Origin of the sequence: Streptococcus sp. 27098_8_76 (genome assembly GCF_041432315.1) — a bacterium.
GTDB lineage: Bacteria > Bacillota > Bacilli > Lactobacillales > Streptococcaceae > Streptococcus.
The window spans coordinates 54,200-68,202 of sequence record NZ_JAPVZI010000004.1; the positions used below are offsets into that span (position 1 = coordinate 54,200).

12 protein-coding genes and 2 pseudogenes are annotated in these 14,003 nt (G+C 30.7%); 4 read left to right on the forward strand and 10 right to left on the reverse strand.

Annotated elements, in window-relative coordinates; translation table 11 throughout:
- Positions 1-147: 147 nt before the first annotated feature.
- From O3636_RS03675 to rpsP, 3 genes are read right to left on the reverse strand one after another with little or no spacing between them, the layout of a single operon-like run.
- Positions 148-477 carry a MazG nucleotide pyrophosphohydrolase domain-containing protein gene (locus O3636_RS03675; RefSeq protein WP_004236133.1) on the reverse strand — a complete coding sequence of 110 codons (330 nt, stop codon included), beginning with the start codon at positions 475-477 and terminating at the stop codon, positions 148-150.
- 44 nt (positions 478-521) lie between these two features.
- Positions 522-761 (reverse strand): RNA-binding protein KphA, encoded by a 240-nt coding sequence (kphA, locus tag O3636_RS03680; RefSeq protein ID WP_000379617.1) that lies wholly within the window; start codon positions 759-761, stop codon positions 522-524.
- Between the two features lie 19 nt (positions 762-780).
- On the reverse strand, positions 781-1,053 hold the full coding sequence (gene rpsP, locus O3636_RS03685; protein ID WP_000268760.1) for a 30S ribosomal protein S16: 273 nt from the start codon (positions 1,051-1,053) through the stop codon (positions 781-783).
- 174 nt (positions 1,054-1,227) lie between these two features.
- Between rpsP and O3636_RS03690 the strand changes: the two are divergent.
- Positions 1,228-1,435 (forward strand): annotated as a pseudogene (locus tag O3636_RS03690) (hypothetical protein).
- 343 nt (positions 1,436-1,778) lie between these two features.
- On the opposite strand, the gene O3636_RS03695 reads toward O3636_RS03690, so the two are convergent.
- The 7 genes from O3636_RS03695 to O3636_RS03725 form a co-directional block, all read right to left on the reverse strand.
- Positions 1,779-4,151: an AAA family ATPase gene (locus O3636_RS03695; RefSeq protein ID WP_371641777.1), complete on the reverse strand. Its 2,373-nt coding sequence runs from the start codon at positions 4,149-4,151 to the stop codon at positions 1,779-1,781.
- Between the two features lie 203 nt (positions 4,152-4,354).
- Positions 4,355-5,413: a 5-methylcytosine-specific restriction endonuclease system specificity protein McrC gene (gene mcrC, locus O3636_RS03700; RefSeq protein ID WP_000612302.1), complete on the reverse strand. Its 1,059-nt coding sequence runs from the start codon at positions 5,411-5,413 to the stop codon at positions 4,355-4,357.
- Positions 5,410-7,566 carry an AAA family ATPase gene (locus O3636_RS03705; RefSeq protein ID WP_001025587.1) on the reverse strand — a complete coding sequence of 719 codons (2,157 nt, stop codon included), beginning with the start codon at positions 7,564-7,566 and terminating at the stop codon, positions 5,410-5,412. The genes mcrC and O3636_RS03705 overlap by 4 nt, the downstream gene beginning before the upstream one ends.
- Positions 7,567-7,813: 247 nt before the next feature.
- The gene (locus O3636_RS03710) at positions 7,814-8,092 is read right to left on the reverse strand and encodes an Ltp family lipoprotein (RefSeq protein ID WP_000733987.1); all 279 of its coding nucleotides are present in this window, start codon (positions 8,090-8,092) and stop codon (positions 7,814-7,816) included.
- Between the two features lie 306 nt (positions 8,093-8,398).
- Entirely contained in the window at positions 8,399-9,364 is a 966-nt protein-coding gene (locus tag O3636_RS03715) for an HNH endonuclease (protein WP_371641780.1), read from the reverse strand.
- The gene (locus tag O3636_RS03720; RefSeq protein ID WP_261012640.1) at positions 9,339-10,988 is read right to left on the reverse strand and encodes an ATP-binding protein; all 1,650 of its coding nucleotides are present in this window, start codon (positions 10,986-10,988) and stop codon (positions 9,339-9,341) included. Before O3636_RS03720 ends, O3636_RS03715 begins: the two co-directional genes overlap by 26 nt.
- A gap of 1 nt (position 10,989) precedes the next feature.
- Positions 10,990-11,682, reverse strand: coding sequence for a hypothetical protein (locus O3636_RS03725; protein WP_261012639.1), 693 nt, complete (start codon positions 11,680-11,682; stop codon positions 10,990-10,992).
- Between the two features lie 417 nt (positions 11,683-12,099).
- On the opposite strand from O3636_RS03725, the pseudogene O3636_RS03730 reads away from it, so the two are divergent.
- From O3636_RS03730 to O3636_RS03740, 3 genes and pseudogenes are all read left to right on the forward strand, one after another.
- Positions 12,100-12,588: pseudogene (locus O3636_RS03730) on the forward strand (tyrosine-type recombinase/integrase); the annotation flags it as partial.
- Positions 12,589-12,713: 125 nt separating this feature from the next.
- Positions 12,714-13,055 carry a hypothetical protein gene (locus O3636_RS03735; protein ID WP_004236126.1) on the forward strand — a complete coding sequence of 114 codons (342 nt, stop codon included), beginning with the start codon at positions 12,714-12,716 and terminating at the stop codon, positions 13,053-13,055.
- Positions 13,056-13,163: 108 nt separating this feature from the next.
- Positions 13,164-13,967: a peptidylprolyl isomerase gene (locus O3636_RS03740; protein ID WP_371641782.1), complete on the forward strand. Its 804-nt coding sequence runs from the start codon at positions 13,164-13,166 to the stop codon at positions 13,965-13,967.
- Positions 13,968-14,003: the final 36 nt, after the last annotated feature.

A 14,003-nucleotide genomic window follows, 5' to 3' on the forward strand; every position in this document is an offset into this window, starting at 1 on the left:
TTTTCTCGTTCTTGTCTCACAAGTTATAGCTTGTCTACCTCTTGGAGATTCCTTACTTTGATAGTATAATCCACTATTTTCCTTGCTTTATCTTTCTTATATTTACTAATACCTTCTTTATTAGTAAAAAATTGATTTCTTATCGTCTTAGATGTTCCCCTTCAAAAACCCTTCCAAATCTCGTTCACGCTGATATTTGATAGCCACCTTTTTATCTTTTTCAAAAATGGTCTTGATAAGATCAATATGGTTGATGGCCGCAATTGCGACAGTGTAGTGAATAATATCAGCCAGTTCTTTTGCTAGTTCCTCGTTCGAATCTTGAACTCCTTCTTTTCGACCAGAGCGTCCATTTAAAACCTCAGCAACTTCTCCGACTTCCTCCACTAACTTGATAAAGAGACCTTCCTCAGTCCGAGACTGCTGGTAATGTTCCAGTAGGTAGTCTTGTAATTGTCTAAACGTTAAATCCTTCATATCCTGCTCCTTGCAAAAAAAGCGAGACATTCGTCCCGCCCTTCTTATTTTTCGTCAATAACGATTCTTACTTTTTTGTCTTCAGTTGGGACAGAGTATACAATCGTTCTTATCGCAGAAATAGTGCGACCCTTACGACCGATTACACGACCCACATCACTTTGATCAAGATCCAAATGATATTCCAAAAACTCTGGTGTATCTTCAATCTTGATAGTTAAGGCATCTGGTTGTGAAATCAAGGGTTTCACAATCGCAATAATGAGATTTTCAATCGTATCCATCTGTCAACCTACTTTAAACTTATTTTGAGAATTTAGAATCGTGGAATTTCTTCAATACACCTTCTTTTGAAAGGATGTTGCGAACTGTATCTGAAGGTTGAGCTCCATCAGCCAACCATGCAAGAACGCGATCTTCTTTCAAAGTTACTTGGTTTTCAGCAACAAGTGGGTTGTAAGTTCCAACTGTTTCGATGAAACGTCCGTCACGTGGTGAACGTGAATCTGCTACGTTGATACGGTAGAAAGGTTTTTTCTTAGAACCCATACGAGTCAAACGGATTTTAACTGCCATTTTTAATATCTCTTTTCTTATTTTTATTTCGGTGAAATAGCTGAGCTATTTAGCACATGTTCTATTATATCAGATTTCTTGCAGGTGTCAAGAAAAAAACTTGACAGACTATAAAATTCTTAAACCTTTTAGAAATTTGTTATTTTTTTAAAGAAACATCAGAAAGAGAATGTCATGAATGCTATTGTAGAAACACTTTATAAAGACCACCAAATCAAGCCCCTCATCTCTCCTGAACGTGATTTGGATGCTTGACTCCTAAATCCAAAGCCTGTTCCCAAAAAGAAATATGGAATTATTAGCAGATGATTTGCTGGCAGGTAATATCATTCTACTATGGAGAATCCAGTTTGGCACTTTTACCACCGAAACCTGGTTTTAAAAACTCCCATTCAAATATGATTCAAAATTCGCTTAAAATCAATGTTTTCCCACTTCTTCAAAAAACAAATTGTCATCTAATTTAAATAACTTTCAATTAAATGGTGTGAACCATGAAGTGTTGTAAATGCTGTATTGTAGCTAGTTCTTAACGTTTAGAGAACTGGCTAGCTTTACGAGCTTTTTTCAAGCCTGGTTTGATAGATAAGGCTTTTACTACATTTCAAAATACCTCTATGGAAGAAATTTGTAGAATTGCTATACCTAAAATTTTTTAAAAACTGTACTATATTTGATTAAAAAGGGGAAACTTTTCACATATTTTAAGACAAGTAGTAGTATTTTTATTTTTTTCTACATAGAAGGTCCGATTTCCAACTTTCTATTATTGTCTGATCAAAATTATCAATTTGATATTTAAGATGAATTGAATTGAGACTATATAAAAGGACTAATACAAATCTAGCCGTTTGAATCTTTTGTTTAATGGTATGCAACGCTTCTCTTTCTCTTTCAGTTATACCATAAATTTTATCTGAATAGTGACTTTCGCCATTCAAAAGCAATCTATACATATGAGATTTTAGAATTTCAATCTCCTCTTTATTGTCAATCGACTCGCTCAATAGTACTTCATTTGAGCTTAAGTCTGAGATACCTTTTTGATAATTAAATGTAGAAAAAGCTTCCAACACTCGTCTCATAACGTTACCAATATACGGAGAAAAATTTTTTGCGAAACTACATGCCTCATCCTCAATACAAGCAAATTCATATATTTTTGTTAGTTGCATAGAATAGAAGTTTTCCTCTTTCTCAGCTGTCTCTATACCAGTTACAGAATTCAATTGTTTTAGTTTAATCTGATTATCTTTAAAAACTCTCTTCCCATCAATGTCTAAGATATCTTCAAATATTTTAAAACAATTATAATAGACATCACTATCATGAGTTAATATCAGTATTTTACTTTTATCATTACCAATACCAATTTTCTCAATTTCTCCTCGCAGTAGACTATATATTCCTAATTTAATCTCATGATCAAAACTAGATACCGGATCATCAAGAACTAATAAAATTGGTAAATTATATTGATTATCAACATTTTGATTTTGATTAATTATAGAAAAAAAGTAACACAATCCAATAGCATTTCTTTCTCCAGTAGATAAACTACTTAAAATTGTCCTTTTCCCCCTAGATAAAACGTAATAGAATCCATCCTCCTGTTCTAATTTTAGGCGTTCAGTTTCATAAAACACTCTAGATAACTGCTTATTAATATTATCAAGGGCTAATTTAGTATTTTTTACTGACTGTTCATCTGCAATAATTTTTTTATTTAATTCATTAATTTCTTTATTAGCTTTATTTACATTTTTTTTATTATTAATTGCCTTTTTACAAAAACTCTCTGTTTCTTTATAAGCTAATTTGTCATTAAGTTTATTTGCTACTTTAATGTTGTCATCCAGTTCATTAAATCTCACATTATACTTGTCACAAGCTTTATTGTATTCTAACAATGATTTCTCATATACATCATAATCATTGAAAAGTGTTTCACTACTAAAATCAAGAACCATATGAAGATTATTCTTCTTGATCTTTAGCTCATTAATCATTAGATTAAGATTGGATTTTAAAGATTCTATTGATCTATTCAAACTAACTCTTACATCTTCTGCAATTCTTTTATCTAGATTTACAGAACTTAATTTTGTATTTAAAATCTCAAATGTTTCAATAATTTTATCTATATATTCATTCTTTATAGATAACTCATTACTTAATAATTGTTTTTCCACAACTGATTTTAATTGAGCTAGTGTATCTCGCCTATAATCCTCGCTGATTTTCTGAAAACATGTTGGACAATTTAATAAATTTTCCTCTAAAACACTTTGTGTCTTTACTATACTACTATCACTATTATTTCTTAATATTTCAATAATCTGATTCTCTCTATCTGTTAACTCTATCATATTAACCGGCTCAGAAATTGTTTTTAACTTTTCTTTTACTTCATTAACATTAATTTCCACCTTAAAACATCTTTTAATCTCTTTTTCATTCCTAGCAGATTTTATTTTTTTCATTATGACACTAAGATCGTTTTCCAATTCTCGCAATGATTTTGAAGATTCAGATTTATAGATTCTTTTTTTAAAATTATCATTAAAATAAGGATTTTTTTTATTTAATATAATTGATACTGTCTTCCACTCTGATTTTGTAGAATCTACAAGTATCTTTTTTATACTTTCTTCAGCATCCAAAATTGATTTTTTATAATTAGCAAGTTCAAATTTTAATTTTGCTAGTTTATTTTTATTTAATTCTATTTTCGACATTAAATCTTTTTGATCATCTATTAGAACAATAGCTTCAAATTTTTCATTTTCAGTAAAACTTACCCTATCTCTTTGAAAGTCTTCATTATATACAAATACCGTTTCTTTATCACTACCAGTAATATTTATCACGTTACTCAATTTATTTTTTTCATTAAAAAGAGTAATATCCTCACTTATACCACTTAAACTAGAAATAGATTTAGAAATAGTACTTTTCCCTGTACCATTTCTTCCAAATATAATCATACTTCTCAGTATTTCAGTATCCGTATTATCTTCTTTCTTCAACCAGTTTAGTTCTATTTTCTTATAAGGTAAATAGTCTTTCTCAATAACTATCTTAGTAAATTCCTGCATATATTACCCCTTCATTCTCCATTGTTTCTCAATTTATTCAACGCAACATCTTATTCGACATATACTTACTAGTATATTTATTAGTTACATCGTTAAACTCTTTAAAAATTAACTACTATTACTATTACGATTAAAATTATGATAACAGTTTTTATTAGTATTCCCTAAAAGATTAGAGATTGAAATAACTTTCAAAATTTTATTTAAATATCATACAATATTTTCAACTGCTCATTGAATTGAGATAATACAATCAAGTCTAGCTGCTCTTCTATTTCTTTAAACGATAAATTCAAATCCAACGTACGAACACTAATCTGATTTCCATGAAACTGATAAATATTATCAGGCTGAATTTCCTCATTAGTTTTTGCATACAACAACATACCTGATACTATACATTTATTTTCTCCAAATTGATACTGGCGGTTTTTCACATATGTAAATATCTGATACAGATTATTAGAATGGATTGTGTACTTATCGAAACGTGCTTGAGTAGTACTTGAATAGTATTTAGCATCAATAATCAAAATATTGTTCTCTTTTTGAAGTTGAATGTCACTTTGCATTATCGGTAACATGTCACCAATACCGTCATCTAAAGCCCAAGGTATCTGGGAAGCATTCGGCTTTAACTGTGGATAATGCTTTTTGTAATATTCAAGAATAAACTTTTCATATAAACGATTCATTTGTTGCTCATCTAAAAAATCCATGAGTTTCATCTGGCCATCTGAGGTCGTTTGCAACAACCCCTTTACAACCAAATAACAAATAGAAATAATCATTCTATAGGATTGATTATTTCTATTATATTGAAACTTCCAATTTACTTTATTTAAATCAATAATATCAATTTCATTGAAAAATACCAATATCTTCCGTAATTCTTTTTTCCGTTTTTTGGGAATATCTGATTTCAATAAAAGATGTAAAGTAGATTTTATAATACGATTCATTGTATTGTCTACTGAAAATTCCTCATATGAACAAATCACCCTTTTTCTAAAAGAACTTTGACTCTTTAATGATTCACCTATCTCAATTTTTCCTCTCAACGTTGAAAGTTCTTCGGTTTTAGAGATATACTTTTTCTCTAATCCTCTCTTAAGTTGAATTACCATGGCCTTAACTAGAATAGCACTCATGAGATCCGCAGTATTTTGGAATTCTTCAGTAGAAAGTTTCTTATATCCTTGACCTTTTAAGACACTGAACGCATAAGTTAGCATATAATAGACATTCTTTATTGGTATCACTTAATTGCACTCCTTAAGCTTTCGCTCCATTCTATTACCAGATTTGGTTCATCAAACCAATATTCTTTTAACAACGGTACAAGTTCATATTCAACAATATTAGAAATCACTTGGTCATCCACACTCTCAGGTTTCAAGTTACAAAAATAACTATGGCCAATACAGAATCCTTCACCCAAAGTCTCATCTGAAACAATAGCATAATTTAGATTTTTAATACAGGTAATTAGGTTATTTAACTTACTATTATTTATAGTTAATTGATAGGATTTAAACCCATCAGTTTCAAACCCTGGTTTTAATTCGAAAAATGCAAACCGTCTTCTCAAAGCATAATCTAACATAGCTAAACTTCTGTCTGCTGTATTCATCATACCAATGATATAAAGATTATCTGGAATAGCGAACTTTTCATCCGAATAAACGAGTTGTAAAGATGCCCCTCTTTTATCATTCTCAAGTAGCATAAATAGTTCGCCAAATATCTTACTTAAATTTCCACGATTAATTTCATCAATTATAAAGAAATAATCATTAACAGCATCTAGTTCTGCTCGTTTACAGAAATTATAAAATGTACCTTTTCTTAATTCAAACCCAATATCAGAAGGTCTAAACCCCATGATAAAATCTTCATATGAATAGCTTTGATGAAATTGAACTATCTTGACTCTATCAATATTTTTTTCTCCTATAAAAGAATAAGCTAAGCGTTTTGCAGTATATGTTTTACCTACACCCGGGGCCCCTTGTAAGATAATATTCTTTTTAAAAACAAGAACAGACCTCAATCTTTCATACTCTTCTTCCGACATAAATACATCATTTAGAAAATCCTCCTTTGTATATGAAGAATATGATTTTTCAACTTCTTCAACATCTTCAGATGTATCATCATCAAAAATATTTTTTAGTTTCTCTACAACATCAATATAGGGAGTTACATCGGTTAAAGTTTTCATAGCTGCTTTACCTGGATAATGCCATTCTCCATGATGAGTCCAATTCACTATTCTTATATGATTATACTCCTCAGCTTCAGAGTCATAGAAATAGTCAGAGGTAACAATCCCACGCCCAATAAGTTGACTTCTACCTTTTTTTACAAAAATAATATCTCCAACTTTCATTTCATTGGCAAATTGCCAAGTAGCATGTGTTGCATTCTGGTATGATAAGTTAGGACCATAAATTTTTTTCATTGCCTCTTTGATCTCTGATTTATTTTTAAATAAACTAAGATCTCCAATTTCATTCCATCCTATAGCCATTACTCCACGCTTGTAAAAGTCCTCCCACATATAAGAACCTTCCCCTGGAGCATATACCCAATACCTTATTGTTTCATTCTCATCATCCATCAAAGCTGAAGATTCTGCCACCATCTTGAGTTCTCGACTTTTTTTATTCACTACTTCAGAATACTTCCATGCTTCAAAAGATAATTCTTTAAAATTCTTAAACTTGGCTTCTGTACTATTGAAATAGGAATTTATTGTTTCAGCTATTTGAAAATATTTTGCAGCAGTTATCTTTGAATCTATACCTGGTAAACTACTTGAAATTTCTGTTGGAAATTTACCAGATTCAAAAATATACCACCGATTTCGACTATCTAAATTCAAAAAAGAATCCGGAGCAATCCAATACAAACCTATGGTAGTTTTGCTATTACCATTCCCTTTTTTATTGTTTACAATATCAAAGTAGTGTGAAACTTTTTCCTTATTATCAGTAGTTTTTTTCTTATCATATTCTAATGCCGAGAGAAATAGTGACCATAGTTCTTCAATATCTTCATCACTTCTTTCATCAATAAAACGATAATAGGTAGCATTTTGAGGATTGAGAACTGGTATACCATCAAAAGAATTCGGAACTTTACTTTCTAAATCAAATAATTTTACTATTGCATCTAAAATTTTAATCTTGTTTTCAACTCTCAGGTTCTTATTAAACAATCCAAATACAGTAAAAGGATCAATATCTACCAAATTATTATCTTTCTCCAATGTTGGCATTGACATACCTGAAAGTTTATAAATGTCTTTAACTTTGCCTACAAGTTCCTGCCTATTATTTTTATAAACTACCAGTTTTTGTGCAAACTCATGGTAAAAACTAGTCCAATCAAATTGTTTCTGAATATTCATCTGTTTTCATCCTCTATTCTTATTGTTTTTATACTATACAGATACAATTATTATACCACAAAAACGCTTTCATATCTATATGATATAACAATAGAAGCTTCTAAAAAAATCTATTATTTATTCAACTAATTACATTCTATTTATAAATTTTTCAAAAAGATTTAATCAATGGATTAACTTGGAATTCCTTGTTGCTATTCTTAGGTAAAAATTAAAAGTAGGAATAAATCCTACTTAAACGTAAAACCTATTTCAAATGATTTACAGCATATTGAGCCAATTCTTCTGTAAATTTTTCCTGCTCAACAATAAGAGACTTGAGCTTTGCTTTTGAAGAATGGAAGCTCTCCAAAGTTTGTTTTGCTTTCTCGAGAGCAGCCTTATCCTCAGCAGTTGGTTCTGCTTTGCTTGAAGAAGATGTTGTTTTTTCAACCTTAGCTTCTGAAGAATTTGAACCTTTACTATTATCAGAGTTCGAAGTGCAAGCTGCTAATACAACAGCAGTAATTGTTATTAGCTTTTTCATTGTTAACCTCTCTTCTCAGATTTTAATGTGATTCAATTTTACACATTTTATTATTATATCAACTTTAACAAAATAGGATTGAAAAAGCAATACTAGTTATGATAAAAAGGACTAACAACAATGAGGAGGTTATAATTTCTAGTATCTATAAAGAGTCTTCTATCAATCTTATATCTCTTTCCATGTAATTGTGTAAATTCTTTCATTAGTTTTTTCTTTCGATTGTCATATTTTCTACTCTCTTTATCATCCATCATACTATATCTTTAAATATTCAGATATATTTAAAGACTTAATTTGACACGGTCACACTTCTCCCTTTCTTAATTCAACAATATAATCATAAGTATCCTTTTTTAATTTTGATAGTGAATGATTTAGATAATCATCAAAACCATCATTAGCAATCTCTCCAAATATCATGCTATCGAAAAATTCTTCAGAAAACTCATTATCTACTTTACCATTACCACTTAGACGATTAATTAAATCTTCTCGATACTCTTTACAATAGATCTCCTCTCTTCTAAACATCTCTGAAACATCTTTCTCATGAATTTCATAAGCAGTTTCTAATTGTAAAAGATTATCTGATTGAGAATCCCTATCAAAAAAAAGGGCTATTGAGGATTTTTTACTTGGTGGAGAAACTATAAATTTACCATTCTCTTTCCAGTCAGGGGCAAAAGGATAAAAATCATAATCTTTTTCCCCTTTTATCCTATTACAAGTACTGCACGATGGGATTAAATTCGAAAGTGTCAATGCAAAAAAAGGGAACTTATCTTTGTTAAAATAATGGTCAAACTCACATCCTAATTTATCGTGCCTAGAATTAATGTAATTCCTATTACAATATGGACAGACACTGATTCCTAAATCTTTAATAAGGCTAATATTATTTTTAATTTTGATTTTCCTATCATTACTTGTAAAATATCTTGTATAATAGCTTTTATAAAGATTTAGCAATTCTTGATTACTTTCATCATTATATAATTGTAAATAAGCTGAATCTTCTGTTTTAAGGGAACTATGAAATTTCTTCAATTTTGAAGAACTCATTGTAATCAACTCTTTAAAATCTGATATTTCTTCTGTATCGTTTCGAGGTAATTTATTTAAAAATTCAACAATCTTAATCCCGACTTCGTTTATTTTTCTATCAGATATCCAGGTATCTCCTGACTTTTTCTTCGGTTTTTTAGCAATTAAAAATTGATAATATCTTTCTATTTCTTCTTCACTATAAAAATTGGTTATCTTTATCATTTTTGTTCTTTTTCTTTTTGAGTTCTTCTATCTGCTTTTTGAGTTCATCTATTTCTTTCTCATAGTCTAGACTATCATTCGACTCATTAATCCATCTAGCTTTCTTTATCTGCTTTTTCAAGTGATTTCGAATAATATCTTCACCAATCATATCCACCAATTCGTCAAAAAACTCTCGAATCGTATCATCTGGCACTCCACTCAATCCATATTTCTTAATAAATCCTTTATAAGCACCACTCTCTTGAATCGTTTTTTCATTTGAGGAACTTCTAAATATATTCAATAAGTCTTCAATAACTTGTTCTGAAAATGCTCCTTTAGGGGCTTCTAAGAAAAATGAATCTTTGAATAGAGTATAAATATTCTGTCCAAAAGTTCTAGATTTTTCTGTAGAATCATCTATTGGTAAATATATTATATCTTTTTTCATAAAATCCGATAAGATTATAGGCGAGTGAGTGGTTACAACAACACGGACGGAACCATTTTGAGATTTCATAATTTTACCAATAATAGGTAAAATATTTTTTACCCATTTTCTTTGCCATTCAGGATGTAAACCTAAGTCAACTTCATCGAGCAATAAAACCATGTTTTTTCTAACTTCATTTTTAATACTGTTCAAGCGTCCAAATAGATTGATTAGAGCTAGCTCACCTGAACTTAGACCACTCCATTCAAATTCTAGAACGGAGAATACTTCTCGAGAAATACTATTATCTGATCCTTCATTTTTTAGACTTTTTAAAATCACATTTAATGTTTCTCTATCAGTTTCTACAGTAAAATCAAGCTCTCTCCCAATATTGCTAACAATTTTGCTTATATCTTCAAAAAAATTTGTTAATTGAGTAATTTTCCCTTCCATATCCTGGTCTATATTATGATTTTTTAAAAATTTTTCTAAATCTTCATAAAATTTTCCTCTTGGCTGTATCGTTCTAAAATCTATATTTTCTAATAAACTAATAAGCGCTTGTCTATTATTTTCATTTGTCCTATTTTGGTTATCTTTCTTAAAATATTCAAATAGAGGTACAATCTCAGTGGCGAATATAGCAAAAAATTTTCTCATTAAAACTTTTAGTACTTTATTTTTATATCCATGCGTTGGTATCTCAGTGATCTTATCCTCGAATTCTTTTAAAAAGCCAGTTCCTTTTAAATAAGTTTTACCATAAGAGATTATCCCGTCACCTATTTGATTTAGTCGTAATGATACAGTTTTTCCTGAAAGTTCAATTAAATCTTCCCACTTCGTATTTTCCTCGTTTTTATTATAGTAACTATTGATTACTTCTACCTGCTTAATCGAATCCTCCCTGTGTAAGTTTATAAGATTCATAGTGTCTAAAAATGCTGAGGTAGAAATATCAAAAGAATTCTCAGGTAAGAGTCCCAACTGAACAAGTTCTATAGCGCTAGAAAATTTTACAAAAGAATAGTTAAAAATATCATCGATATCCTCAAATAAATCATTTATAATTTGTTTATTCCTGGATAATAAAGAATTTACAAGGGTAGTTTTTCCCGAACCATTTTTCCCAACAATACAATATACAGAGTCAATTTCATCGGTATAATTTAATCTAGTTATTGGGTTCAATTTCTTATATCTCATTTCAAATTTCCTTTACTATACACTCAAAGTGAACCGTTTGACAATATAATTCTAGTCTACTTAAAACTACTTCTACATCACTCATGTCAATTTCACCTACATCTGGATATCTAGCAGCATTATCTATAGTTACTTTTAAAGAACCTTGAAATGGGCCTTTTCTCAACTGTTTTCCAATAATATATCTAAAATCAAGTTGACTGTCCATATTATCATAAATGTTCAGTAAATGTCTAATACTTGATAATCCAGGGGAAAGTGGGTGCTCTTGACACCACTGTGTAATATCTCCATCTACAGAGTATGGAATGAAAATTCGAAGTACATCTTTCAGTATAATTTTATATCTCCAGGTTTGACGCCCTGCCCAAATAAAATCTAAATTCTTAGCTTCGATCACCTTAAATACAGTGGCTAAATAAATTGCAGCATTTTTATTAGTTATAAATATAATATCCCCTGACTTTGGTGAATTACTTTTCAAATTATTATCACGCTCACTATATCCCCAAACAGAGTACAATTTGTTTTTATCTTCCTGAATTTCCATTATATCGTCCTTATTATCAACATTTTCATCTTCTAGTGCTGATATAATACTAGACTTGGAAACCTTTTTCTCTATTGTATTCGCATAGGGGTTTGTTAATCCAGCTCCTCCAGCTAATACAAACACATTTATACCGGACATCATTAACCTCATATTTCTAAAGTAATAGGAACTTATTATTGCTAATAAAAATTATATCATAATATTTTATGTTATTTCTAATGAAGTTTCGTTTTTTTCCGAATTTAATAATCTTTTATTTAATAATATTTTATTTGCCTTTTTGTTTTCCTTTTGAACAGTTCAGCTTAAATTCTTGTCAATTGAGAATTTTCATCTCAAAGGCTCATTTTTCTTTGCTAAGATATATATAATTTAAAAGAAAAAATATTCAAATGATATTATGACATAGTAAAAATCATTGTAAAAATATAGAGAATAATTTAAAAATGAATTGAGTAAAACTGAGTTATTTCACTTGAAATATAGTGTTGAAATACTAAGTCTAATTTTAAATAATGAAGAGTCCTATCCAAATTTGGATAGGGAAGAAGTATATTGAAGAATCCAAACCTAAAAATCATAACTCTAGATTTCTCAAAGTTAAGTTTCCGAAAAATTAATTTAAAAACAACTAAAGGAAATAAAAAAACTCTTTTTAAAGCACCAATTGAATTAATGGAGCTTCTAGCAAATTGGAAAGTTAAACAACAAGAAGAGCTCAAACTTTTCGGGCTGAGGCAAACACAAAAACAGTTTGTTTTTACATATAATGACAGGAATAATAACATTAATCTTCCTCTCCATATCGACTATCTAAACTATAGAATGAAATCAGTTAGACATAGACATCCCGAATTAGCACCTGCATCTCCTCACAAATTGAGACACACAGGTGCCACATTAGCAAAACTAGCTGGAGTTTCTCTTGAAGAAATTTCTGAAGCGCTAACCCATAGTGACAAGGAAATTACAAAGACCTATGTTAACACTAAAGATAAAGTTAATCAGACCGTAGGTGATATTGCATTTCGTAGCTTAAAAAATTGATGGGGTGAAATTTAGATTTTTGAAACAAAAAAGACATCCAAGAGAAAATTTTTGAATGTCTGTAAACGTTGATATAATCGTATTGATTAACGTTTTGAGAATTGTGATGCTTTGCAATCTTTCTTATGATCTGGTTTCCTAAATACTTTGAGTACACTTATGGTATTGATGCCCCTAAGCATCTAAAAACTCTGGTGGAAAAAGGTTATGTTCTTGTCGAAACTGCTTTTGATTCACTTGACCATCTGAATGCTACTATGAAAAAGAATATTCTGAAAAGCAAGGGAATTACAGGCCTTTCTAAAATGAAGGCTGCAGATTTGGATCAAGCCCTTCATGCCAACTTTTCAGAAGAGGAATTGGCAAGTCACTTTTCGATTCGTGGCTACAAATTAACTCCAAAAGGAGAGGAAATCCTGGAACAAAACCAGGACATTGTCGACCGTCATCCAAAGAAAAATCTTTAAGTAAGCCACTTTTTGGTTAACCTCCTCTTGAACTACCTTGTCACTAATATTTGAAATCCACTTCCTTTTAGGGTACAATGGTAGAAATAAATTTTTGAGAGGAACAGAATGAAAAAACTAGCAACCCTTCTTTTACTATCCACTGTATCTCTAGCTGGATGTAGCAACATCCAACGTAGTTTGCGTGGTGATGACTATGTAGATTCTAGCTTGGCCGCTGAGGAAAGCTCCAAAGCAGCAGCCCAATCTGCCAAGGAGCTAAACGATGCTTTAACAAACGAAAACGCCAATTTCCCACAACTATCTAAAGAAGTTGCTGAAGATGAAGCTGAAGTGATTCTCCACACAAGCCAAGGAGATATCCGTATCAAACTCTTCCCTAAACTCGCTCCTTTAGCGGTTGAAAACTTCCTCACTCATGCCAAAGAAGGCTACTATAACGGCATTACCTTCCACCGTGTCATCGATGGCTTCATGGTTCAAACTGGAGATCCAAAGGGAGACGGTACAGGTGGTCAGTCTATCTGGCATGACAAGGATAAGACTAAAGACAAGGGAACTGGTTTCAAAAACGAGATTACTCCTTATCTCTATAACATCCGTGGTGCTCTTTCTATGGCTAATACTGGTCAACCAAACACCAATGGCAGCCAGTTCTTCATCAACCAAAACTCTACAGATACCTCTGCTAAACTCCCTACAAGCAAGTATCCAAAGAAAATTATCGAAGCCTATAAAGAAGGGGGAAACCCTAGTCTAGATGGAAAACACCCAGTCTTTGGCCAAGTGATTGACGGTATGGATGTTGTGGATAAGATTGCCAAAGCCGAAAAAGATGAAAAAGACAAGCCAACTACTGCTATTACTATCGATAGCATCGAAGTGGTGAAAGACTACGATTTTAAATCTTAAAAACCAAAAAATACAGTATCCACATTCGGTACTGTA